At 62.7% G+C, this 23,917-nt stretch carries 23 protein-coding genes and 2 tRNA genes; 14 read left to right on the forward strand and 11 right to left on the reverse strand.

The genetic code is table 11. The features are described from left to right. Window positions 1-52: 52 nt before the first annotated feature. From AB0N24_RS08285 to rpmH, 7 genes are all read right to left on the reverse strand, one after another. Window positions 53-1,120: a ParA family protein gene (locus AB0N24_RS08285; protein ID WP_364122769.1), complete on the reverse strand. Its 1,068-nt coding sequence runs from the start codon at window positions 1,118-1,120 to the stop codon at window positions 53-55. An 87-nt stretch (window positions 1,121-1,207) separates the two neighbouring features. Continuing rightward, a complete protein-coding gene (gene rsmG, locus AB0N24_RS08290) occupies window positions 1,208-1,858 on the reverse strand; it encodes a 16S rRNA (guanine(527)-N(7))-methyltransferase RsmG (RefSeq protein ID WP_364122771.1) in 651 nt (216 codons plus the stop codon). A 19-nt stretch (window positions 1,859-1,877) separates the two neighbouring features. Then, the gene (locus tag AB0N24_RS08295) at window positions 1,878-2,444 is read right to left on the reverse strand and encodes a R3H domain-containing nucleic acid-binding protein (protein ID WP_364122773.1); all 567 of its coding nucleotides are present in this window, start codon (window positions 2,442-2,444) and stop codon (window positions 1,878-1,880) included. Next, the gene (yidC, locus tag AB0N24_RS08300; protein ID WP_364122775.1) at window positions 2,444-3,415 is read right to left on the reverse strand and encodes a membrane protein insertase YidC; all 972 of its coding nucleotides are present in this window, start codon (window positions 3,413-3,415) and stop codon (window positions 2,444-2,446) included. The genes AB0N24_RS08295 and yidC overlap by 1 nt, the downstream gene beginning before the upstream one ends. Before the next feature lie 16 nt (window positions 3,416-3,431). Beyond that, a complete protein-coding gene (gene yidD, locus AB0N24_RS08305; protein ID WP_364122865.1) occupies window positions 3,432-3,773 on the reverse strand; it encodes a membrane protein insertion efficiency factor YidD in 342 nt (113 codons plus the stop codon). Between the two features lie 46 nt (window positions 3,774-3,819). After that, window positions 3,820-4,230 carry a ribonuclease P protein component gene (rnpA, locus tag AB0N24_RS08310; protein ID WP_104174609.1) on the reverse strand — a complete coding sequence of 137 codons (411 nt, stop codon included), beginning with the start codon at window positions 4,228-4,230 and terminating at the stop codon, window positions 3,820-3,822. Window positions 4,231-4,272: 42 nt separating this feature from the next. Further along, window positions 4,273-4,410, reverse strand: coding sequence for a 50S ribosomal protein L34 (rpmH, locus tag AB0N24_RS08315; protein ID WP_003800212.1), 138 nt, complete (start codon window positions 4,408-4,410; stop codon window positions 4,273-4,275). Window positions 4,411-4,878: 468 nt separating this feature from the next. On the opposite strand from rpmH, the gene dnaA reads away from it, so the two are divergent. The 11 genes from dnaA (at window position 4,879) to AB0N24_RS08370 (ending at window position 17,142) form a co-directional block, all read left to right on the forward strand. Continuing rightward, complete coding sequence (dnaA, locus tag AB0N24_RS08320; RefSeq protein WP_209741811.1) at window positions 4,879-6,300, forward strand: chromosomal replication initiator protein DnaA; 1,422 nt, start codon at window positions 4,879-4,881, stop codon at window positions 6,298-6,300. 536 nt (window positions 6,301-6,836) lie between these two features. Further along, the gene (gene dnaN, locus AB0N24_RS08325) at window positions 6,837-7,961 is read left to right on the forward strand and encodes a DNA polymerase III subunit beta (RefSeq protein ID WP_214956250.1); all 1,125 of its coding nucleotides are present in this window, start codon (window positions 6,837-6,839) and stop codon (window positions 7,959-7,961) included. Window positions 7,962-8,068: 107 nt separating this feature from the next. Beyond that, on the forward strand, window positions 8,069-8,953 hold the full coding sequence (gnd, locus tag AB0N24_RS08330) for a phosphogluconate dehydrogenase (NAD(+)-dependent, decarboxylating) (RefSeq protein ID WP_364122779.1): 885 nt from the start codon (window positions 8,069-8,071) through the stop codon (window positions 8,951-8,953). A gap of 36 nt (window positions 8,954-8,989) precedes the next feature. Beyond that, on the forward strand, window positions 8,990-10,195 hold the full coding sequence (gene recF / locus AB0N24_RS08335) for a DNA replication/repair protein RecF (protein WP_364122781.1): 1,206 nt from the start codon (window positions 8,990-8,992) through the stop codon (window positions 10,193-10,195). Next, window positions 10,192-10,746, forward strand: a complete 555-nt coding sequence (locus AB0N24_RS08340) for a DciA family protein (RefSeq protein WP_104174614.1) — start codon at window positions 10,192-10,194, stop codon at window positions 10,744-10,746. Before recF ends, AB0N24_RS08340 begins: the two co-directional genes overlap by 4 nt. Before the next feature lie 396 nt (window positions 10,747-11,142). Further along, on the forward strand, window positions 11,143-13,233 hold the full coding sequence (gene gyrB / locus AB0N24_RS08345) for a DNA topoisomerase (ATP-hydrolyzing) subunit B (RefSeq protein WP_364122783.1): 2,091 nt from the start codon (window positions 11,143-11,145) through the stop codon (window positions 13,231-13,233). A gap of 60 nt (window positions 13,234-13,293) precedes the next feature. After that, complete coding sequence (gyrA, locus tag AB0N24_RS08350) at window positions 13,294-16,002, forward strand: DNA gyrase subunit A (protein ID WP_364122785.1); 2,709 nt, start codon at window positions 13,294-13,296, stop codon at window positions 16,000-16,002. Further along, entirely contained in the window at window positions 15,999-16,646 is a 648-nt protein-coding gene (locus AB0N24_RS08355) for a DUF3566 domain-containing protein (RefSeq protein WP_364122787.1), read from the forward strand. The genes gyrA and AB0N24_RS08355 overlap by 4 nt, the downstream gene beginning before the upstream one ends. A gap of 98 nt (window positions 16,647-16,744) precedes the next feature. Further along, window positions 16,745-16,818: transfer RNA gene (locus AB0N24_RS08360), tRNA-Ile, on the forward strand. A 23-nt stretch (window positions 16,819-16,841) separates the two neighbouring features. Further along, on the forward strand, window positions 16,842-16,994 hold the full coding sequence (locus AB0N24_RS08365; protein WP_258073995.1) for a DLW-39 family protein: 153 nt from the start codon (window positions 16,842-16,844) through the stop codon (window positions 16,992-16,994). A 72-nt stretch (window positions 16,995-17,066) separates the two neighbouring features. Next, window positions 17,067-17,142 (forward strand) — tRNA-Ala (locus AB0N24_RS08370). 52 nt (window positions 17,143-17,194) lie between these two features. Here AB0N24_RS08370 and AB0N24_RS08375 read toward each other — a convergent pair. Then, window positions 17,195-17,563 (reverse strand): cupin domain-containing protein, encoded by a 369-nt coding sequence (locus AB0N24_RS08375; RefSeq protein ID WP_364122789.1) that lies wholly within the window; start codon window positions 17,561-17,563, stop codon window positions 17,195-17,197. 120 nt (window positions 17,564-17,683) lie between these two features. Between AB0N24_RS08375 and AB0N24_RS08380 the strand changes: the two genes are divergently transcribed. After that, complete coding sequence (locus tag AB0N24_RS08380; protein WP_364122867.1) at window positions 17,684-18,598, forward strand: DMT family transporter; 915 nt, start codon at window positions 17,684-17,686, stop codon at window positions 18,596-18,598. 47 nt (window positions 18,599-18,645) lie between these two features. On the opposite strand, the gene AB0N24_RS08385 is transcribed toward AB0N24_RS08380, so the two are convergent. Beyond that, complete coding sequence (locus AB0N24_RS08385; RefSeq protein WP_104174701.1) at window positions 18,646-19,521, reverse strand: glycosyltransferase family 2 protein; 876 nt, start codon at window positions 19,519-19,521, stop codon at window positions 18,646-18,648. Window positions 19,522-19,644: 123 nt separating this feature from the next. Beyond that, on the reverse strand, window positions 19,645-20,601 hold the full coding sequence (locus AB0N24_RS08390) for a hypothetical protein (protein WP_364122791.1): 957 nt from the start codon (window positions 20,599-20,601) through the stop codon (window positions 19,645-19,647). A 154-nt stretch (window positions 20,602-20,755) separates the two neighbouring features. Here AB0N24_RS08390 and AB0N24_RS08395 point away from each other — a divergent pair, with 154 nt between their 5' ends. Both AB0N24_RS08395 and AB0N24_RS08400 read left to right on the forward strand, forming a co-directional pair. Further along, window positions 20,756-21,301: a peptidylprolyl isomerase gene (locus tag AB0N24_RS08395; RefSeq protein WP_364122793.1), complete on the forward strand. Its 546-nt coding sequence runs from the start codon at window positions 20,756-20,758 to the stop codon at window positions 21,299-21,301. A 6-nt stretch (window positions 21,302-21,307) separates the two neighbouring features. Continuing rightward, window positions 21,308-22,189, forward strand: coding sequence for a rhomboid family intramembrane serine protease (locus AB0N24_RS08400; RefSeq protein WP_364122795.1), 882 nt, complete (start codon window positions 21,308-21,310; stop codon window positions 22,187-22,189). A 1,059-nt stretch (window positions 22,190-23,248) separates the two neighbouring features. Here AB0N24_RS08400 and AB0N24_RS08405 read toward each other — a convergent pair. Next, window positions 23,249-23,860, reverse strand: a complete 612-nt coding sequence (locus tag AB0N24_RS08405; RefSeq protein WP_364122797.1) for a DNA-3-methyladenine glycosylase I — start codon at window positions 23,858-23,860, stop codon at window positions 23,249-23,251. Between the last annotated feature and the right edge of the window lie 57 nt (window positions 23,861-23,917).

Raw genomic sequence — 23,917 nt, forward strand, 5'->3', positions numbered from 1 at the left:
CAATGGAAGAGCCCGGCAGACCCGGCTCTGGCTAGTGCAATTGTTGAAAATTCTAACGTTCAGCGATTTCCGCTGCGGCTTCCAAGTAGGAGAGTGCACCGCTGGAGGACGGATCGTAGGTCATCACAGTCTGCTGGTAACTGGGTGCCTCCGAGATCCTGACGGACCGCGGAACCACTGCGCCAAGGACCTGGTCAGGGAAGTGCTGACGTACTTCGGCAGCCACCTGTGCAGCAAGGTTCGTGCGGCCGTCGTACATGGTGAGGAGAATCGTCGAAACAACCAGGTCGGCGTTGAGGTGCTTCTGGATCATTTCAATGTTCTTGAGGAGCTGGCTGAGGCCTTCCAGGGCGTAGTACTCGCACTGGATGGGGATCAGGACCTCTCCGGCGGCGCAGAAGGCATTGACGGTGAGAAGGCCCAGGCTTGGCGGGCAGTCGATGAAGATGTAATCAAGACGCGCCTCGCCGGCCTTCTCGCGTTCCTTGGCGTAGACGTCAATCGCTCGCCGGAGCCGCTGCTCCCTGGCAACGAGGGAGACCAGCTCGATTTCCGCACCGGCCAGGTGGATAGTGGCGGGGGCACAAATCAGGTTGGCTATGTCCGGGCACGGAGCCACAACATCCTTGAGGGGCAAATCGTTGATCAGGACGTCGTAGATGCTGTCCACATCCGCATGGTGCTCTATCCCGAGGGCAGTGGAGGCGTTGCCCTGGGGATCAATGTCAATGACCAGGACGTTCAGTCCTGCAGCCGCGAGGGCAGCGGCAATGTTCACCGTGGTGGTGGTCTTGCCAACGCCGCCCTTCTGGTTGGAAACCGTGAAGACGCGGGTTTTCTCAGGCTTGGGAAGCTGCCGGCCGACCAGGCGTTCACGGCGTTTGTTCTCGTGCGCAAGGTCGCGGGCGATGGGGCTCGAATCATCGATGGAGTCCATGATGTTCCCGCTGACCGAGCTCGAAGTTTCACGTGAAACCGCGGTCGACTTGGAGCGGTTTGCAACCGAATTCAGATGATTCCACGAGTCACTCTGCGCGATTGAGGGCGCAACAATGGCCCGTGCGGACCCCAGGGACACAAACGGGGGTATCCGCTGTGTGGAGGCTTCGCTACTGGTCACTGTGACACACTCACTCTCATTCGGCTTTTTCTGCCGTTCACTAGCCTAACCGCTTCCCCCTAAAGTCCTGTGGCACCGGGCCAGCGGCTAGGCAATCTTTTGCTTCTTATTAACGATGATTCGGACCACAGTGGTGGGTTCCTCCAAGAGGTCCTCACCGACTACTACGACGGATGTCTGCACCCCACCGAGCTTCCGGATGGCTTTGGCAGCCTTCTCGATTTCTTCGCCGGCACTGCGTCCCTTGATGGCCACGACCTCGCCCTTGCCCGCAAGCAGGGGGATGGTCAGACCGGCCAGGTTCGACAACGCGGACACTGCCCGGGCCGTGACGACGTCGGCGTTCACCATGCCCACAGCCAGTTCGGCCCGGGTGCGCATCACGGTGACGTTGGTCAGCCCAAGATCGTCCACGACTTCCTGTAGCCAGATCACCCGGCGTTCCAGCGGTTCGATCAGCGTCAGTTCCAGGTCAGGACGGGCAATTGCCAGGCACAAGCCCGGCAGCCCGGCACCGCTTCCAACGTCCGCGACGTGGCTGCCGGCTGCGATTTCCCGCTCAATGACTGCACAGTTCAGTACGTGCCGGCTCCAGAGCCGGGGAACCTCGCGGGGGCCGATCAGTCCCCGCTCGGTCCCGGATGTGGCCAGGTGCTCCACATAGCGTTTGGCCAGGTCGAGGCGATCACCAAAGATCGCCTCGGCTGCCTTCAGCTCCGCGGCAGTGATGTCAACCATTGTCAGCGTCCCGGCGTCTTCAGTCTGCGGAGACAACGATGTGCCTCCCGGCACCTTCGCCTTCGGATTCGCTGACGAAACCAAGATCGGCCACAGCGTCGTGAACGATCTTCCGCTCGTAAGCGCTCATCGGCTCCAGCGCCACAGCGTTTCCGGATTCCTTGACGGAGGCTACGGCGTCCTCTGCAATCTTCTGCAGGTGGCCGGCACGCTCCTGCCGGTATCCGTTGATGTCCAGCACCAGCCGGGACCGGTTTTCGGTGGCTGAGAGTACGGAAAGGCGGGTCAGCTCCTGCAGGGCTTCCAGCACTTCACCGTCACGGCCGACGAGGCTGTCCAACCCTGATGACTCTTCCTCGGCCACGATGGAAATGTAGGTCCGTCCGTTCCGGACCTCGATGTCGATGTCGCCGTCAATGTCGGCGATGTCCAGCAGCTCTTCGAGATAGTCGGCTGCGACGTCGCCTTCCTCTTCCAGCCGGCTCGCGGAAGAACCCTTGCCCGAATCCTGGCTCTCGTCCCGGGCGTCGTCCTGGTCTTCAGTGGCCTCAGCGGTAACGGCGTTTTCGGTGCTATCGACAGACATTACTTCTTCTTCCTGTTCTTACGTTGTGGCTGGATGCGCTGGCCTTTGGCCTCGGCAACCGCGGCAGCGGCGGCAGCCTCAGCCTCAACGTCGGCCTTCTTGCCTCCCAGGATGGGCAGGGCCGGAAGGCCTTTGGCGGCACGGCGCTCGGCGAGGGCCTTGGCGGCGGGGGATCCCGGCGTCGGCATGCGGCGGATGACGAAGAACTGCTGGGCCATGGTCCAGAGGTTGGTGGTGGTCCAGTAGATGAGGACACCGATGGGGAAGTTGATGCCACCCACGCCAAAGACGATCGGCAGGATGTAGAGCATCATTTTCTGCTGGCGCATGAACGGGCTGGCCATGGCCTCTTCGGACATGTTCTTGGCCATGATCTGCTTCTGTGTGATGAACTGCGAGGCCGTCATGGCGAGGATCATCACGATGCTCAGTACGACAACGGCAACGTTGGTGGCACCACCGTGAAGAAGCGCAGACGACAGCGGAGCACCGAAGATGCTCGACGCGTCGAACTGGACCACCTGGTCATGGCTCATGGCGCCGATGCCCTGGCCCTGGTCCTTGGCAGCCGTTATGCCCGAAAGCACCTGGAACAGTGCGAAGAAGAACGGCATCTGGATGAGCATGGGCAGGCAGGCTGAGAACGGGTTGGTACCGTGCTTCTTGTACAGCGCCATCTGCTCCTGCGCCATGGCCTGGCGGGAGAGCTGGTCGGTCTTGCCCTTGTATTTTTCCTGCATCTTCTTCAAGTCAGGCTGCAGCAACTGCATGCCGCGCTGGGCCTTGATTTGCTTGACGAAAACGGGGATAAGGGCAGCGCGGATCACCAGCACCAGCCCGATGATGGACAGCGTCCACGTCCAGCCGTTGGCAGCCGGAAGGCCGATGGCGCTCAGGCCATCGTGGAATCCGATCATGATGATGGAAACCAGCCACTTGAACGGGGCCATTATTGTTCCAAAGAAGTCCATACGATATCCCTATTCGTCAGGCCGCAGAGCGGCCTTCTCCATCAGTCTGAGCAGCCAGGTATATATCCGGGTTGTTCAGCACAACAATTGTGGGGGTGTGGCCTTCCGGCCATTCACGGTGGCCAGCGGGGACATGGTCCACACCGCCGGCGTTCCAGGGATGGCAGCGCGCCAGGCGCCGGGCCGCAAGCCAACTTCCCTTCACGGCGCCGTGCACCGTGATTGCTTCGAGGGCGTACGCCGAGCACGAAGGAAAGAAGCGGCAGACCTGGCCGTACAAGGGAGAAATCACCTTGCGGTAGGCCATCAGCAGCAGGATAAGAAAGTTGCGGGGCAGATTCCAGAGCGTCTTGCCCATAAGGAGCGCTGCTGGTTTGAGGAAACGGACGACGGCGGCAATGGCATTACGCACGCGGTGTCCCTTCCTGTGTTGTTTCCCGTGAAACCGCTGACGCGGCCCGAGGAAGGCGGCCGCCCAGCCGTTTCATGGTCGTTTCCAGAGCGGCGTTGTAATCTGCCAGCAGTTGGTCCCAGCTGGCAGCCGCGGCCGCAGGCAGTGCCCGGACCACAATGGCGAACCCGGTACCGTAATCCTGCAACGACAAAGCGCCGGCTTCCCTCAGTCTCCTCTTAACGAGGTTCCTGACAACAGCGTTCCCAACACTCTTGGAAACGATGAATCCGATCCGGCTTGGTTCGTCAGCAGCAATAGCTACCGTATATAACACTACGTTCCGGCGTCCATTGCGGACGCCGGAACGTACAGTTGTTGAAAAATCGGTTGATGTCCTAAGACGGTTCCTGGTGGCTAGCACCGTTAAACTCGCAAAGGGATATAGACCGACGAGTCAGTGTATTTAGGCCGACAGTTCGGTGCGGCCCTTGCCACGACGGGCTGCCAGGATGGCACGGCCGGCACGGGTACGCATACGAAGGCGGAAGCCGTGCTTCTTGGCTCGACGGCGGTTATTCGGCTGAAAAGTCCGCTTGCTCACGTTAGTTACTCCAGTGGATCAAAGGTGCGCCCACCCGATCAAAAAGGGGAAGAACTGGCCGACGCTAAGTTTTGTATGTGCACACGCTGCCCTCGGCTCGTAGGACGCAGAACGTCAGAGAGATTCAAATGAGGTCGAAAAGCGGACACAAAGGACTTCACAACGTTAGGCCAAAAAGCCTGCCCTAGTCAAACCGGGCCAGGGTTCACTGCCCTGCACCCGCTGTGGTTAACCTCTGCCCACAGCCTGTGGATGAAGTGGCTCACAGGGTGCGTTTTCGAACCACACCAGTGTAATTATCCACAAGGCTCTACCCAGCTATCTTCTAGGCTTTTGATCCCCTAGAGTGGCTCAGTAGCCGATTATCCACGCTCTGTGCATAACCCTGTGGATATAAGCCGGAACCACCCCTGGTTCAGGACTTGTGGCTGCAGGTAATGCAGGCAAGCAAGTTTGAGGAACTGATTGATGACAGTAGACGAAGCCAACCACGCGAATACTGTCGGAAGTTCCTGGCGGCGGGTTGTGAGCCTTCTGGAGCAGGACCACCGGGTTTCACCCCGGCAGCGCGGCTTCGTAATCCTCGCCCAGGCGCAGGGACTGATCGGGTCCACCCTCCTGGTGGCGGTGCCCAACGAGCTCACCCGCGAAGTCCTGCAGACCCAGGTCAAGGAAGCCCTCGACGACGCCCTCCACAACGTCTTCTCCGACGACATCCGCTGCGCCATCGACGTCGACACCGATCTGGTGCCCCTCCACACGGAGCCGGAACCCGCCGTCGAACTTTCCCTCGCGACCGATCCCACCGTGGAACTCAAGCCGCAGCCCATGTTGCCGAGCACTTCCCACGAATTCGGCCGGCTCAACCCGAAGTACGTGTTCGACACGTTCGTGATCGGTTCCTCGAACCGGTTCGCGCATGCAGCCGCCGTCGCCGTCGCCGAGGCACCGGCCAAGGCCTACAACCCGCTGTTCATCTACGGTGATTCCGGCCTGGGCAAGACCCACCTGCTGCACGCGATCGGGCACTATGCCCGCCGCCTCTACAGCGGCATCCGGGTCCGCTACGTGAACTCCGAAGAGTTCACCAACGACTTCATCAACTCCATCCGGGACGACGAGGGCACCAGCTTCAAGACCACGTACCGCAACGTGGATGTCCTGCTGATCGATGACATCCAGTTCCTGGCCGGCAAGGACCGCACGCTGGAGGAGTTCTTCCACACATTCAACGCGCTCCACAACAACAACAAACAGGTTGTCATCACGTCCGACCAGCCGCCCAAGCTGCTCGCAGGGTTCGAGGACAGGATGAAGTCCCGCTTCGAGTGGGGCCTGCTCACCGACATTCAGCCGCCGGAACTGGAAACCCGCATCGCGATCCTCCGCAAGAAGGCCCTCAGCGAAGGCCTCTCGGCACCGGATGACGCCCTCGAATACATCGCGTCCAAGATTTCCAGCAACATCCGCGAGCTCGAGGGTGCCCTGATCCGCGTCACCGCCTTCGCCAGCCTGAACCGTCAGCCGGTGGATGTCGCCCTCGCGGAAATGGTGCTCAAGGACCTCATCACGGACGACGGCGCCCAGGAGATCACTTCGGCGCAGATCCTGACCCAGACGGCCGACTACTTCAAGCTCAGCATGGAAGAGCTCTGCAGCAAGTCGCGGACCCGCACGCTGGTGACCGCACGCCAGATCGCCATGTACCTGTGCCGGGAGCTGACGGACATGTCGCTTCCCAAGATCGGGCAGGAGCTCGGCGGCCGCGATCACACCACCGTGATCCACGCAGACCGCAAGATCCGCGAACTGATGGCCGAGCGACGTGTGATCTACAACCAGGTTACGGAGCTGACCAACCGCATCAAGCAGCAGCAGCGGGATTCCTGAGCCTGGCTTCAGGCCCGCATCCTTACCTTATTAACAGGGGCATGTGGATAAGCCTGTGGATAGTTAAGGGGACAACCGCGGTTAATGGGCTTAAAACCCTTAAGGCATCTGTGGATCAGCGAAACGGCCAAAAAAGTTGTCCCCATCCACACCCTGTTTAAAACCTGCTTCGCCCACAACGGATGAACAGGGCTTAACCGCGGAATCGTGCCGTCAAACAGGGTTATCCACAGTTTCCACAGCAGTTATTAACACTACTAATCCCAAAAAATTGAAATTCCCTCAAACAACAATCTCGTTCCCCGCCCCGCACAGCCTCGTGACCTCGGCCCGGAAGAACCAGCGTCCCTGCCAGGGATGGGGAAATCCTCAATGTTCCGGCTAAGCTGTCAGCAGCGCTCCCATCCTTGGGTCTGTTTGTGGTTCAGCAAGCGCGGACCATGCAGGTTCCGGTGTCCGGGGGCAAGGTTTTTTGGACTCCCTGAGGGAGTTCCCGTTGAAAAAATGGCAGCAGCAATGAAAGGCGGCACCCTTCCGTGAAGTTCAGAGTCGAACGGGACGTCCTGGCAGAAGCCGTCACATGGACCGCCCGGTCGTTGTCTCCGCGGCCGCCGGTTCCGGTGCTTTCCGGGCTCCTCCTCAAGGCCGAGTCCGGCACCGTGAGCCTCTCGAGTTTTGACTACGAAACCTCGGCCCGCCTCGAAATCCCGGCTGATATCAGCGTTGAAGGCACCATCCTGGTTTCCGGCCGACTCCTTGCAGACATCTGCCGCAGCCTGCCGTCTGCCCCCGTTGAGGTCGAAACCGACGGCAACAAAGTCACGCTCACCTGCCGCCGCAGCAGCTTCCACCTCGCCACCATGCCCGAGGCCGAATACCCTCCGCTGCCTGCGCTGCCCACCATCAGCGGAACGGTGCCGGGCGATTCCTTCGCCCAGGCCGTTTCCCAGGTGATAATCGCCGCCAGCAAGGACGACACCCTGCCGATCCTCACCGGTGTCCGGATGGAGATCGAGGACGACCTCATCACCCTGCTGGCCACGGACCGCTACCGCCTGGCCATGCGCGAAGTACCTTGGAAGCCCGTCACTCCCGGCATCTCAACCAGTGCCTTGGTCAAAGCAAAAACCCTCAACGAAGTTGCAAAAACCCTCGGCAACAGCGGAGACATCAACCTCGCACTGGCTGACGACGACAGCCGGCTGATCGGCTTCGAAAGCGGCGGCCGCACCACCACGTCACTCCTGGTGGACGGTGACTACCCCAAGATCCGGTCGCTGTTCCCGGATGCCACGCCCATCCACGCCACGGTGCAGACCCAGGAACTGGTCGAAGCTGTCCGGCGCGTGTCCCTGGTTGCCGAACGCAACACCCCGGTCCGGCTTGCCTTCACCGAAGGACAGCTCCACCTCGACGCCGGCACAGGCGAGGACGCCCAGGCGTCGGAGGAACTTGAAGCACAGCTGACCGGCGAAGAAATCACGGTTGCCTTCAACCCGCACTACCTCATCGAGGGCCTCAGCGTGATCGAAACCAAGTTCGTCAGGTTCTCCTTCACCACGGCACCCAAGCCGGCCATGATCACGGCACAGGCCGACGCCGACGGCGAAGACCAGGACGACTACCGGTACCTGGTCATGCCGGTGCGCCTGCCCAACTAGGTAGCAGCTGATGTCGTTTTAGGCCCCCAAAACGGCACTTACTGCGACCCAGTTGGGTACATCACCGCAGCCCCACCACAACACCAGCGCAGAAAAGAGTTCCTACCGTGCATATCGGACTGATCGGCCTTGGCAAAATGGGTTTCAACATGCGCGAAAGGCTTCGCAAGGGCGGCATTGACGTCACCGGCTTCGACCGCAACCCTGACGTCACCGACGTCGCGACAGTTGACGAGCTCATCGCGGCCGTTCCCGCGCCGCGCGTCATCTGGGTCATGGTCCCAGCGGGTGAAATCACCGATGCCGTGATCACCGAGCTCGGTTCCAAGCTCGACGCCGGTGACCTGGTGATCGACGGCGGCAACTCCCGCTTCACCGAGGACCAGAAACACGGGGCCGCGCTGGCTGAGCAGGGCATCCGTTTCGCCGACTGCGGTGTATCCGGCGGCGTGTGGGGCCTGGAGAACGGCTACGGGCTCATGGCCGGCGGCGATGCCGCCGACATCGAACGGGCCATGCCCGCTTTTGATGCACTCCGTCCTGAAGGCGACCGGGCGGACAGCTTTGTCCACGTCGGCGGAATCGGTGCTGGCCACTACGCCAAGATGGTGCACAACGGCATCGAGTACGGGCTCATGCAGGCCTATGCCGAAGGGTATGAACTCCTGGCCGCCAAGGACATCGTCACCGACCTGCCGGGAACATTCCGGGCCTGGCAGAAGGGCACGGTTGTTCGCTCCTGGCTGCTGGACCTCATGGTCAAGGCACTTGACGAGGATCCGGGCCTGGCCTCGATCGACGACTACGTCGAAGATTCCGGAGAAGGCCGCTGGACCGTCGAAGAGGCAATCGCGAACGCGGTTCCCGCGCCGGCCATCACAGCAGCCCTGTTTGCACGCTTCTCCTCCCGCGAGGACAACTCGCCGGCCATGAAGATGGTGTCCGCACTGCGGCATCAGTTCGGCGGGCATGCCACCCGTCCGGCCAAGTAGCGGCAGTCCTAGCAGTCCGGGAATCCTGAAGACAGCGTGTACTTAGAAAAGCTTTCGCTGACCGATTTTCGCAGTTATGCCCAGGTGGACCTCACCCTCGAGCCCGGGGTGACGGTGCTCGTGGGGTACAACGGCATCGGCAAAACCAACCTCATGGAGGCCATCGGTTACATGGCCACCCTGAGCTCGCACCGGGTCAGTTCGGACGCTCCGCTGTTGCGCTTCGGAACAGAACGCGCCCTGATCCGGGCCAAGCTGGTCCGGGGTGAGCAGTCCACCGTGCTGGAACTGGAGATCAACGCGAGCCGCGCCAACCGCGGGCGTATCAACCGCAGCAACCCTGTGCGTGCCCGTGACATCCTCGGCATCTGCCAGACCGTTCTGTTTGCCCCCGAAGACCTGGCTTTGGTCAAGGGCGATCCTTCCAACCGCCGGCGTTTCCTCGACGAGCTGCTGGTCAGCCTCATGCCCCGCCATTCCGCCACGCGAAGCGACTACGACCGCGTCCTCAAACAACGCAACGCCCTTCTGAAATCAGGCCGTGCCGGCAAATTTACCGCCGGCCACGAGGCAACCTTGGATGTGTGGGACCAGCACATGGCACGGGCCGGCGCGGAACTGCTGCACGCCCGGCTGGAACTGGTGGAACGGCTCAGGCCCCACCTGAACAAGGCTTATGCGCAGTTGACCGACGGTTCCAAAGAGGCGGACGCCATTTACCGGTCCACGCTCCAGGACCTGCTGGACGACGACGGCGCCGGTGCGGCCCACGCTGCCGAACCGTCCGCCGTCGGGCGCGTTGAGGACCTGCGGGTACTCTCCGTCGACGAGCTGACCGAACGCTACGTGCAGGCGTTTGCGGCGTCCCGCCGCAAGGAACTGGAGCGGGGCATTTCGCTCGTGGGGCCGCACCGTGACGATGTGGAACTCATCCTCGGTGAGGCACCGGCAAAAGGGTACGCATCGCACGGTGAAACGTGGTCCATGTGCCTTTCCCTGCGGCTGGCGTCCTACTACGTGATGCTGGACGATGCCCGCACCGGCGGGTCCGCGCCGATCCTCATTCTCGACGATGTGTTTGCCGAACTTGACGTCCAGCGGCGGCGTAAACTGGCGGCAATAGTATCCGGCGCCGAACAGGTGCTGGTGACTGCCGCCGTCGACGCCGATATTCCGGAGGAACTGACCGGGCGGCGGGTGAAGGTCATCCCGGGAGGAATCGATGAGTCGGAATCCCCATGAATAAGGACACCGGAGGTCTGCAGCCCGGCCGCGATCCCGACGACATCGATGCTCCCCAGGCCGCCCTCAACCGGATGCGCGAAGCGGCGGCTGCCCGGGGTGAAATCCGCCGCAAGCACCCGTTGCCCGCAAACGGAGCCAAAAAGCCGGGGCGCAGCGCGGGAACCCGCGGCTTCACCCAGTTCCACGGCACCGGCCGCGATCCGCTCGGCCTGGGCAAGGTGGTGGGACGGTTGGTGGCAGAACGCGGCTGGACCTCCCCGGTTGCGGTCGGATCGGTCATGGCCGAATGGGGCACCCTGGTGGGTCCGGAGATCTCGGCGCACTGCACCCCGGAAAGCTTCACCGACACCACGCTCCACGTGCGGTGCGATTCCACGGCGTGGGCCACCCAGCTCCGTCTCCTCAGCTTCAGCCTCCTGGAGAAATTCCGCACGGAACTGGGTGAGGGCGTTGTCACCAAAATCCAGGTCCTGGGACCGGCGGCGCCCAGCTGGCGGAAGGGCGGACGGACAGTCAACGGCCGCGGCCCCCGCGACACGTACGGATAGCGGAAGGCACGACCGCCGCTGCGATCCCGACTCTTGAAAAATGGTGAAACGGCGTGTAGGGCGCTCAAACTGCCCTGGGCCGTATAGGAACCCAGAGGCCGGACCCCTGGAGCCTTGCAGGCGGAGCCAATGGCCTGCCAGCGCCACTTTCCTCCGCGTTTGCCGCCTTGGAATGCGGGATTCCGCCCGCCCACACGGTAGAATCGGGGTAGATAACTGGGCGCCGGTGAAACGTTGACTGAGTCCGTTTTCCGGCGCATTTTCCTGCGGCCGGGGCACGGTTCCGCCAGTCACCGAAGTAATCGGCGTTATCAGTGACGTGCCTGTTGGCGGGAACCTCTTCTATCGGAGACGGTGACGGCCGGCCATACGAATACAGAGGAGTCGAAAGCGCCTGTGGCTAACGACAATGCAGATATCCCGGCAGTGGAACATGCAGCTGAGGATGCCCGTGCAACTGATGCGCCGGCGGAGGCAGCCGAACGCAAGGGATACGGTGCCAGCGACATCACCGTCCTTGAAGGGCTTGAGGCTGTCCGCAAACGGCCCGGCATGTACATCGGTTCCACGGGACCCCGCGGCCTCCACCACCTGGTGTACGAAGTGGTGGACAACTCCGTAGATGAAGCCCTGGCCGGGTACTGCACCCACATCGAGATTGTTCTCCAGGCCGACGGCGGCGTCAAGGTGATTGACGACGGCCGAGGCATCCCCGTGGACATGCACCCCACGGAGCACAAGCCCACGGTTGAAGTTGTTATGACCATCCTGCACGCCGGTGGAAAGTTCGGCGGCGGCGGCTACGCCGTGTCCGGCGGCCTGCACGGCGTGGGCATTTCGGTGGTTAACGCCCTCTCCAGCCGGGTGGACACCGAAGTTCGGCGCCAGGGCCATGTCTGGCGGATGTCCTTCGCCGACGGCGGCAAGCCCCAGGGCGGCCTGGACCAGGGTGAAGAGACGGACCAGACCGGTACGACGCAGACCTTCTACCCGGATGCCAGCATCTTCGAAAGCACGGAATTCGATTTCGAGACGCTCCGCGCCCGGTTCCAGCAGATGGCGTTCCTGAACAAGGGCCTGCGCATCACCCTGACGGACGAACGCAACGCCACACTCGAAAACTCCGAAGACGGAGACCTCGATCTCGACGCCGTACCTACCGAGGGCGAAGTCGCCGCCGAATACCGGACGGTTGTCTACCAGTACGACGACGGCCTGCTGGACTACGTGAAGCACCTGAACTCCGGCAAGAAGGTTGACGTGGTCCACGAGGACGTCATCGCCTTCGAAACCGAGGACACGGAACGGAAAATCGCGCTGGAAATGGCGATGCAGTGGACCAACGCGTACTCCGAAAGCGTCCACACCTACGCCAACACCATCAACACGCATGAAGGCGGCACCCACGAAGAGGGCTTCCGCGCCGCGATGACGTCACTCATCAACCGCTATGCACGCGAGAAGAACATCATCAAGGAAAAGGACGACAACCTCACGGGTGATGACATTCGTGAAGGGCTCACCGCCGTTATCTCCGTGAAGCTGGCCGAACCGCAGTTCGAAGGCCAGACCAAGACCAAGCTCGGCAACTCCGAGGTCAAAGGCTTCGTCCAGCGCGTCGTCACCGACGGCCTGGGTGACTGGCTGGAACGCAATCCCGGCCCTGCACGCGACGTGATTCGCAAGGCCATTTCAGCTGCCCAGGCCCGCATGGCCGCCCGCAAGGCCCGCGACAATGCCCGCCGCAAGAGCCCCCTGGAGTCCTTCGGCATGCCGGGCAAGCTGTCCGACTGCTCCTCCAAGGACCCGGCCAAGTGCGAGGTCTACATCGTGGAGGGTGACTCCGCCGGCGGCTCCGCCAAGCGCGGACGCAACCCGGAAACGCAGGCCATTCTGCCCCTTCGCGGCAAAATCCTGAACGTGGAACGGGCACGCCTGGACAAGGCCCTCGGCAACAACGAGGTCCAGTCCATGATCACGGCCTTCGGTACCGGCATCGGCGAGGACTTCGACCTCAGCAAACTCCGGTATCACAAGATCGTGCTCATGGCCGATGCTGACGTTGACGGCCAGCACATCACCACGCTCCTGATGACACTCCTGTTCCGGTACATGCGCCCGCTGATTGAAAACGGTTACGTGTACCTTGCCCAGCCGCCGCTGTACCGGATCAAGTGGTCCAATGCACCGCACGACTACGTCTACAGCGACCGTGAACGCGACGCCCGGCTCGTGGCCGGCCAGGCTTCAGGCCGCCGCATTCCGAAGGACAACGGCATCCAGCGCTACAAGGGCCTTGGCGAGATGGACTACACGGAGTTGTGGGACACCACCATGGACCCGGACCACCGGACCCTGCTGCAGGTCACCATGGATGACGCCCTCGCGGCTGACCAGATCTTCACCGTGCTGATGGGTGAGGATGTTGAGTCCCGCCGAAACTTCATTCAGCAAAACGCCAAGGATGTCAGGTTCCTGGATATCTAAGAGCCCAACGGCCTTAAATATTCTCGATGCGACATATACCTGAAACGGAAAACATAGACTATGAGTGACGAAACACCCGAGGTTCCGGCCGAATCCGCCGGTCCCGCCGAGCCCGTCCTGGAGGGCGACGTGCTGGTCGACCGCGTGGAGCAGGTGGACCTGCAGACGGAAATGCAGCGCTCCTACCTCGACTACGCCATGGCCGTTATTGTCGGCCGTGCGCTGCCTGACGTCCGTGACGGACTCAAGCCCGTCCACCGCCGGGTTCTATACGCCATGTTCGACGGCGGATACCGCCCGGACCGCTCCTTCAACAAGTGTGCCCGCGTGGTGGGCGAGGTCATGGGCCAGTACCACCCGCACGGCGATACGGCCATCTACGACGCCCTGGTGCGCCTGATCCAGGACTGGACCATGCGCTACCCCCTGGCACTGGGACAGGGAAACTTCGGTTCGCCGGGCAACGACGGCGCTGCAGCACCGCGTTACACCGAAACCAAGATGGCCCCGCTTGCCATGGAAATGGTCCGGGACATCGACGAGGAAACCGTCGACTTCCAGGACAACTACGACGGCAAGAACCAGGAACCCACCATCCTGCCGGCGCGGTTTCCCAACCTGTTGGTCAACGGCTCCTCGGGCATCGCCGTCGGCATGGCCACCAACATTCCGCCGCACAACCTCCGCGAGGTTGCCGACGGCGTGCAGTGGTACCTGGCCAATCCGACGGCCAGCCGCGAAGAGCTGCTGGAAGAACTTTTGCTCCGCATCAAGGGCCCTGACTTCCCGACCGGCGCCACGATCCTGGGCCACAAAGGCATCGAAGACGCGTACCGCACCGGCCGCGGCTCCATCACCATGCGTGCCGTGGTCAACGTTGAAGAGCTCCAGGGACGCACGTGCCTGGTGGTCACCGAACTGCCCTACCAGGCCAACCCGGACAACCTGGCCATCAAGATCGCCGAACTCGTCAAGGACGGGAAGATCTCGGGCATAGCCGACCTCCGGGACGAGACCTCCGGCCGCACCGGCCAGCGCCTGGTCATCGTGCTCAAGCGCGACGCCGTGGCCAAGGTGGTGCTGAACAACCTCTACAAGCACACCCAGCTGCAGGACAACTTCGCGGCAAACATGCTGGCCATCGTTGACGGCGTCCCGAGGACCCTCAGCCTGGACGCCTTCATCCGCCACTGGGTCACCCACCAGATGGACGTCATCGCACGCCGGACCCGGTACCGCCTGCGCAAGGCCGAAGAGGAAGCACACATCCTGCGTGCCCTCCTCAAGGCCTTGGATGCGCTGGACGAGGTTATTGCCCTCATCCGCGCGTCCAACACCACCGAAGCGGCCCGCGACGGCCTGATGCAGCTGCTGGACATCGATGAACTTCAGGCGCGCGCCATCCTGGACATGCAGCTTCGCCGGCTTGCCGCCCTGGAACGCCAGAAGATCCAGGACCGCCATGCCGAACTGGAAGCCCTGATCGCCGAGTACAACTCGATCCTGGCCTCCGAAGAGCGCCAGCGGGAGATCATCAGCACCGAACTTGCCGAAATCGTCGCCAAGCACGGGGATGACCGCCGCACGAAGATCCTGATGGGCTTCGACGGTGATATGTCCATGGAAGACCTCATTCCTGAAGAGGAAATGGTGGTCACCATCACCCGCGGCGGCTACGTCAAGCGCACGCGCAGTGACAACTACCGCTCACAGCAACGCGGCGGCAAGGGCATCAAGGGCGCCCAGCTGCGCGGGGACGACGTCGTGGAACATTTCTTCGTCACCACAACGCACCATTGGCTGCTGTTCTTCACCAACCTGGGACGCGTGTACCGTGCCAAGGCTTACGAACTCGTGGAAGCGGGGCGTGACGCCAAGGGCCAGCACGTTGCCAACCTGCTGGCTTTCCAGCCGGACGAGCACATCGCCCAGGTGCTGGACCTCCGCGACTACCAGCACGCCCCGTACCTGGTGCTCGCCACCAAGCGCGGCCTTGTCAAGAAGACCCGCTTGGAGGACTACGACACCAACCGCTCCGCGGGTGTCATCGCGATCAACCTGCGCGACGGCGACGAACTCGTCTCGGCACAGCTTGTCTCGGAAACCGATGACCTCATGCTGGTTTCCCGGATGGGACAGTCCATCCGCTTCACGGCTACGGACGATGCACTGCGCCCCATGGGCCGTGCGACCTCCGGCGTGACCGGCATGAAGTTCCGCGACGATGATGAACTGCTGGCGGCAGACGTCGTCAAGGACGGCTCGTTCGTTTTCATCGTCACCGAAGGCGGCTACGCCAAGCGCACTGCGGTGGAGGAATACCGCCTCCAGGGCCGCGGCGGCCTCGGAATCAAGGTCGGCAAGTACCAGGAAGAACGGGGCCACCTCGTGGGCGCCCTGATTGTCCAGGAAGAGGACGAGGTCCTGGTGGTCATGGAAGGCGGCAAGGTGGTCCGGTCCTCGGTGGCCGGCGTGCCTGCCAAGGGCCGCGACACCATGGGCGTCATCTTCGCCAAGCCGGACAAGAACGACCGCATCATCGAGGTTGCGCGCAACAGCGAACGCGGTCTGGAAGGCGAGGAGGCTGAGGCCGCCGACCCGGAAAACCCGTCCGAAAGCCCGGCTGCGGCCGGGGATGACGTAACGTTGGCTGAAGGTGCAGGATCACATGACGGGTCCGCAGAGGAAGATTCAGCACCGGCCGCGGAGTCCGAAGAGTCATCGGACGACGCTGAGCTGGACGAAGAAAATACCGGAGGTAACGAGTGAGCAATTCCGACTCATATCCCAAGCCGAACAGCAACACTCCCGGCGGGATCAGGCAGCCGGCGTCCGCTCCGCGCGTGAACGCCCCCGTACGTCCCCAGCAGCGGCCCTCGACGCCGGGCGCTCCGGCGCAGCGTCCTGTGGTCCCCGGGCAGCGCCCAACCCAGGGGCAGCGCCCTGCGCAGCCGCCCCAGGGCGCGCGCCCCGGCGTTCCCGGCCAGCGTCCGGGCCAGGGCAGCGCCCAGGGCGCTCCCGGGCTGGTCAAGCCGGCTCCGAAGGCGAAGGTCCGCCGTGCCCGGCTCCTCGTTAGCAAGGTGGACCCCTGGTCCGTGCTGAAGATGGCCTTCCTGTTGTCCGTTGCCCTGGGCATCGTTACGGTTGTTGCGGCGATCGTCCTGTGGACCGTCCTGGACCTGACCGGCATCTTTGACCAGGTGGACAGCCTGCTCGGAACACTTGCCGGTTCAGAAGGCGGCGGGTTCGAACTGAAGAAGGTGGCTTCCCTCGGCCAGGTCGCTTCCTTTGCGGTCATTATCGCTGTGGTGAACGTTGTGCTGCTGACTGCCCTGTCGATGCTTTCGGCCGTGCTGTACAACATTTCCGCCACCCTCGTCGGTGGCATCGGCGTGACCCTGACGGACGACTAGTCCGTGGATTTTCGCCGGAATTCCACCGGCGAAATGCCTCGATTTGAGATCGGGCCGGGATGTGCTGTAAAGTCATGTCTCGGCCCGATGAGGCATCGGGGCGTATAGCTCAGGCGGTTAGAGCGCTTCGCTGATAACGAAGAGGTCCCAGGTTCAAGTCCTGGTACGCCCACGGAACCTGCACAGGTTTTGGAAATGGTTCGGGTAACACCGAGCCGGAACGGGGTGCATGTGAAGAAGTTGCTGGTTGTTGCAGTGGCTATCGCAGGCGCCTTGCTTTTCAAGAAGGTGCAGGAATCCGAAGCCCGGAAAACGGTCTGGAGCGATTCGACTGACAAGGTCGAATAGTCCGGATTCCCGGTCCGGACGCTGGTAAGCAGGGTTCCGGAACTAGGGTATGATTGACGGGTTGCTTCTTATGGGGGCATGGCGCAATTGGTAGCGCACCTGCTTTGCAAGCAGGGGGTTCGGGGTTCGAGTCCCCGTGCCTCCACCATAAGAAAGGCCCCGGAATGCGGAAACGCAATCCGGGGCCTTTGCTTTTGCCCTCAATCCTTGTGCTTGGCGTAGTCGTCCATGCCCTGCCAGTCGATGACGACGTAGGGTTCGTCTCCCACCACCCAGGCGTCGTGTCCGGGCGGAACGATGCCGAAGTCGCCGGGTCCGTACTCCATCTCTTCGCCGTCGTCCATGACCACCTTCAGCCGGCCCGAAATCGTGTACCCCATATGGCTCGCCATACAGCTTTCCGTTTTCGCGATTGGTTTGACGTGTTTGGACCACTGCCAGCCTGGCAGGAACGTGGCCCGTCCCACTGCGCCGGCGTTAATGTTGACCAGTTCCAGCTGACCCGTTCCGTCTTCGAAGGGGCGGGTTTCCTCCGGTTTGTCCAAGCTCATGCGGATCAGTGACGCCATGATGGTCTCCTTCTTGAATGACAGTGAGACCGGGATATAAGAATGGCACTGCGGTATTTCGCCGTCAAGGACGCGCGGGCAGCGGAACCAGGCCTTCAGGGCAGCACTACTCTTGGAACAGTGAACTTCTTCCTCGCCGCCTTGGGGGTGCTGGGAGTGGCCTCCTCCGGGCCCCTCATCGCCGCCACGCTGGGGGCCACCACTGTCAGCGCCCTGGCCATCGCCTTCTGGCGCAACGCCATCGGAGCCGCTGTCATGGCCTCACCGGTCCTGGTGACGAATCTCCGGCAGTTCGGGAAAGTGACACCGCGCGAGTTCCGCTGGTCCGTCCTCGCCGCCGTCGCCCTGGCGCTGCACTTCGCTTGCTTCATCACCTCCCTCCAGCTCACGTCCGTGGCGGCGGCGACGGCGCTGGTCTGCCTCCAGTCCGGCTGGATCGCGGTGTTCCAGCTCTTCCGGGGAGTGCGCCACCCCTGGCAGGTACTCGCGGGCCTGGGGATGGCGTTCGGCGGCGTTGTGGCGATCACGGGCTTCGACATGGGCACGTCACCGGAAGCCCTGCTGGGCGACCTGCTGGCGGTAGCTGGAGGCGCCCTGGCCGGCCTCTACACGCTGGCAGGCGGCAAGGCGCGCGAAACCATGGGCACCGGCACCTACACGACGCTCTGCTACGGGATGTGCGCGGCCGTGGTGGCGCTGCTGGCGCTGGTCTCGAGGCAGCCGCTGGTGGGTTTCGACGCCGCGGGCTGGCTGGGGATCCTTGCCATCACCGTGTGCGCCCAGCTGGTGGGGCACACAGCCTTCAACCATCTGTTGGCGACCATGAGTCCGCTGCTGGTATCCATGATCATCCTGCTGGAGATTCCCGGCGCCGCTCTGCTGGCTGCCGTGTTCCTGGCTGAGACCATCCCGGGCGGCACCTACGCCGGTCTGGCGCTGATCATGGTGGGGCTCGCCATCGTCGTAGCCGGGCAGCGGCGCAAAAGGCCCTTACGCACCGGCACAACCCGCCTGGCGGAGCTGGGAACGGACTGACGCCGGGGCGCCGGGTTGCCCGACCCCACTGAAGTCGATGTTGAAGGCTACTGGCCGCCGCGGCGCGCAGGCTGGGTGGAGTTCACCGTATGGATGGCGCGCAGGAGCTTGGCCGGGAAATAGACGGAGAAGAACACCACCATGGGCGCTTTGAGGGCCATCTTCTTGACGTTGTGGGCCTTATACGTCCGGTCGAACCGGGTCACGTAGTACCGGTAGTCGCGGGGAGAGTCCTCGAGCCGGCGGGCGGACATTCCGGATACCATCTGGGGCCAGTACTGGACCCTGAGGTCGTGGTCGGCCAGATGCAGGGAGAGGTCGATGTCCTCGTGCATCTCGTCTTTTTCGTCCCGGCAGGTCTCGTCCCGGATGGTTTCCCAGGCGGAGCGGCGGAGCGCCATGTTGGAGCCGAAGAGGAAGTGGTACTGGTGCTTGGCCAGCTTGAGCATCAGTTGACGCATTTTGTCGTCTGCTTTGAGCCCGAAGCGGCGCATCGGCATGTCGTAATAGACCACGGGGCCGGTGGCAGCCTGGACGGAGGGGTCAAGGAAGGCTTTCTGGACCTGTTCCACCCAGTCCGGTTCCACCACGGAGTCCGCGTCGATCCGGCCCAGCACCTCGCCTGTAGCGTGGTTGAGGCCGAAGTTACGGGTCGGAATGAGGCCCTGGTCCCGGTCCTGGCTCAGCAGGATGATCGGACTCTCGGGGTATTCCAGCTGCATTTGCCGCACGATCTCTGCCGTGCGGTCCTTGGACATGTTGTCCACAACAATGATCTCCGCGGCAGGCACCGACTGGTAAACAGCCGCGATGAGGCACTGCCTGATGACGCTTTCTTCGTTATATGCCGGTATGACGATGGATACGCCCGGCAGTAGCGCAGCGTCGTGCGAGGCATCCTCGGCGGATCTATCGGGTGACATCACCACAAATTTAGCACCCTTGGGTGTCGCAGCCCGGGATGCCGGGTGAAGGTCGCGGAAACAACAGAGGGACCCCGCACTGCGGGGTCCCTCTGTTGTGGTGCCGTACGACGACGGTCAGGCTTACTTCTCCGTTGCCTTGGCGGCACCGTTGTTCATGCTGGAAGCGATGTTCTTCACGGCAGTCTTGGCGTCCGTGGCAACCTTGGCTGCCTCGTTCTTGGCGTCCTCAACTGCATCCGCGGCCTTCTCAGCGGCGTCGTCGGAAGCGTCAGCAGCAGTGTCCGCCGCGTCGACGGCCTTCTCGCCCACGGTGGCCGTGGTGCTGGCGTCCTCGACGGATGTCGCAGTGACGTCATTGACGGTGGTGGCGGGAACGGGCGCAGGCGCTACAGGGGCCGGCGTCTTCCACGGATCCTCCACCGGTTTGGAGGCCTTCCAGGCGGCCACACCGGCTGCAACCGCTGCGGCGATCACGCCGAAGATCAGCAGTCCGCGGTGCTTGGGCTTCTGCGGCTTGGCCACTTCACCGGTGACAACGCGGGTGGCTTCGGCTGCTGCAGCCTTGAGCTGCTGGCCCGCGACCTGCGCCTGGTCCTGGATGGAATGCACAACGCCGGAGTCGGCAAGCCTCTGGGCGACGGCATCCACATGGGCCGGTGCGCTTTCGAGGGTGCGGTGCACTGCCTCCGACGCCTGGCCGATCTGGTCCGAAAGCCTGGGGAGGTACTCCACCACAACGCGGTCGCGGGCCTGCGAGATCACCGGGGTGGCCTTGTCCAGTGCCTCGTGGAGGCGCGGGGTGGCGTTATCCACAACGTCATGGATCTTGGGCGCGAGGTGGGCCAGTCCATCCTGGATCCGCGGCGTCACGGTGGCAACGCCGTCGGCAAGGTTGTGGGCTGCCGACTTGAGCCCTTCCTGAATCTTCGGGGAAGCGGTGTCTATGCCTTGCTGCAGGCGGGGAACCGCCCAGTCCACGGCTGCTTCTACGCGGGGGGTTGCCCAATCCTTGGCGTTCTCTACCGCGCTGCTGACTGACTGCTCCAAGTCACGGGCAATACGATCCGATTTCTTCACAACTACCTCCCGATTAATGTGACGGTTCTTTCGTTAGCCTACGTGGATTGGATGGCACCGGCTATTCTTCATCAGCATTTTGGCCGGATTTCACCTAGCGCGGAACTGCACGGGAGGCCTCCTGCGCCATAGCCCGACATGGAACAATGGGCCTATGACTGCCATCGCAACTGCAAAAGCAACCATCCACACCAGCCTCGGCGACATCGTCGTCAACCTCTTCGGCAACCACGCGCCCAAGACGGTCAAGAACTTCGTCGGCCTGGCCACGGGCGAGCAGGCCTGGACCCACCCGGAAACCGGTGAGGACAAGACCGGCACGCCCCTGTACAACGGCACCATCTTCCACCGCATCATCAAGGACTTCATGATCCAGGCCGGGGATCCCCTGGGCCGCGGCGTCGGCGGACCGGGCTACAAGTTCGACGACGAGATCCACCCCGAACTGACCTTCAACCAGCCGTACAAGCTGGCCATGGCCAACGCCGGCATCCAGATGGGCAAGGGCACCAACGGCTCTCAGTTCTTCATCACCACCATCCCCACCGACTGGCTCCAGGGCAAGCACAGCATCTTCGGTGAAGTTGCCGACGACCAGTCCAAGAAGGTCGTTGACGCCATTGAAGGTGTCCGCACCGGCATGGGTGACCGCCCGGTCGAGGACGTCGTCATTAACAGCATCGACGTCGAGCAGCTCTAACACTCCATGAGTTACGGAATTCCGGCGGCAGAGCCGTCCGCGCAGATTCCGGTGTGCCCCCGGCACCCGGATAGGCCTTCCTATGTCCGGTGCCAGCGCTGCGGGCGCCCGGCATGCCCGGAATGCCAGCGGGCGGCCGCCGTCGGGTTCCAATGCATTGACTGCGTCAACGAAACAAAACGTACGACGCCGACAGCCAGGACCGTCTACGGCGGCACCGCCGTCACCGGCAGGCCGTTGGTGACGTTCGGGATCATCGCGGCATGCGCGCTCGTCTACGTGCTCCAGTGGATAGTTCCCAATGACGGGATCTACCAGAATTTCGCTTTCGCCACGGTCTACGCCACCCCCGAGTACGGGGTCTTCGAACCGTGGCGCATGCTGACCTCCGCGTTCCTCCATTCCCAGGGTTTCATCCTTCACATCATGCTGAACATGTACATGCTGTGGATGTTCGGGCAAGCACTTGAACCCCTCCTCGGGCGCATCCGTTTCCTGGCTCTCTACCTGCTGGCTGCGGTGGGCGGATCCGTCGGCTACCTCCTGCTGACGCCGGCCTATACCCCCGGCCAGCCGCTCGCCGGCGTCGTGGGGGCGTCCGGCGCCATCTTCGGACTGTTCGGCGCCATGCTGGTGGTCCAGCGCCACCGCGGCGGGGATACGAAGCAGCTATGGGTGCTGATCGCGATCAACGGTGTCATCGGCTTCATCGTCCCCCAGATTGCCTGGCAGGCCCACCTTGGCGGCCTGGTCACGGGTGCTGCCTGCGCCGCAGCGATCGCTTACGCCCCCCGCGGTCCGCGACGCTGGCTCTGGCAGTCGGCCGGCCTGGTGCTTGTCCTCGGCCTGCTCATTGGTGCCACCTGGCTAAGAATGGCCGCCGTCTAAAGCATTCGGCTTACGCCGGGTCTGCTGGTTCTCCCCCGCTGGGCCTGTCCCGGTGAGCCCTGCCCCACCCGAACCACTCCGCACGGCGCTTCACGTTCTACTCGCGCGCCGTCGCGGAGCCTGTTTCCTCCCAGGCCCGCTTGCCCTCAGGACCCCGGCCCCGGACGCGCTCAGTTCCCGCCGACGCAAGGCGCCATGCGCACGTGCGTCCCCGCCCCGCCGACGCCTTGCTGACGCATCCGGCGGCGTGCGGACGCACGTGACCGCCCGTCCGCATGCCGCCCGGCCCGACTTCAGCCCCGTCGTTCCGGAAGTTTTCCACAGGGGTTATCCACAATGTTGGTAACTTACACGGTTGTAGTTCAGTGTCCGCCTTCCCTGTTGCCCTTGCCAGCTGGCGATTATCGACAGGGGACCCGTTTTTTCTCCACATCTGTGGATAAAGATGTTCCTGTGGGCTGTGGTTAAGTGGACAACTTGGCCGCCGGGACAGCTCCTCGAACACCTGGAAGAACCCTGGGTGTTCCGCCCGCAGCCAGCCGTTTCCCTCCCCGCTCAGAGAAGCGCCCTCCGCAATCCGCACACATCCCGGTGGAAAAGTGCCGATACGGAGGGTAAAACAACGAAAGGCACTAAGTCTTCAACAGGTTATGCACACTGTTAATAACTGCACGCGCCGAAGCCGAACACACAAATCGACCGGCATGCGGCCTGAAAGGGCCATCGACGGCGAAATAACCCCCAGGTTATCCCCACCTGTGGATAACTTCTGGGGATACTGCTGTTCTTAAGTGGATAAGTGCGTGTCACCGATAAATCGCCGCCATCGGCGACGCCGCTGAGGCTTGAGGTGGGAACGTCAGGCATGTTGGAGCGGATTTTCGGCAAACGCCGGCGGTGGGTGGGTTATCCACAGAGAATCCACAGTGTTAATAACTTACAGCCCTGTGGTTCAGCCCGGGAATGCATCGATGACGGGCCATGGCCTGCGGAATGGTCGGCCGGCGGTCCAAGTCTTATCAACACTGTGGATAACTTTCCCCACAGGGCGGGATAAACCTAGGCCGGATCCGTCCACACGCCGGACGAACCTCGGCGGTGGCTGTCGACCAGATGGGTGTCGATCATCCCGATCGCCTCCATTAGTGCGTACATCGTGGTGGGGCCCACGAACGCGAAGCCTTTGTTGCGCAGCGCTTTGGAAAGTGCCATGGATTCAGGCGATGTTGTGGGTATCTCGCCGTGGGTCAGGGGCACTGGGGTTACCGCCGGTTGGAAGCTCCAGACGAAGTCCACCAGGCCGCCCTCGCCCCGCAGGGCGATAGTGGCCTGGGCATTGGTGATGGCGGCCATGATCTTGAGCCTGTTCCTGACAATGCCGGCGTCGAGCATCAGGCGTTCGACGTCCTCTTCGGTGAAGGCGGCCACGGTATCGGGCTGGAAGTTGTGGAAAGCCAACCGGAAAGCGGGCCGTTTCCGCAGGATAGTGGCCCAGGACAGTCCGGCCTGGAAAGCCTCCAGGCTGATGCGTTCGAACAGCCCCTGCTCGTCGCGGACAGGCATGCCCCACTCAGTGTCGTAATACTTCTGGAGCAAGGCGTCTGTGGCGGCCCACGGCGGACGGGCAAGGCCGTCGCTGCCGACAATAGTGCCGCGTTCTTCCGGGGTCATCTGGGTTCCTAGCTATCCGGTGCGGGTTTGCTGCCTTCAGCATATTCAGCGGCAGGC

Source organism: Arthrobacter sp. NPDC093128, assembly GCF_040683875.1.
In the GTDB taxonomy this organism is placed as follows: Bacteria; Actinomycetota; Actinomycetes; order Actinomycetales; family Micrococcaceae; genus Arthrobacter.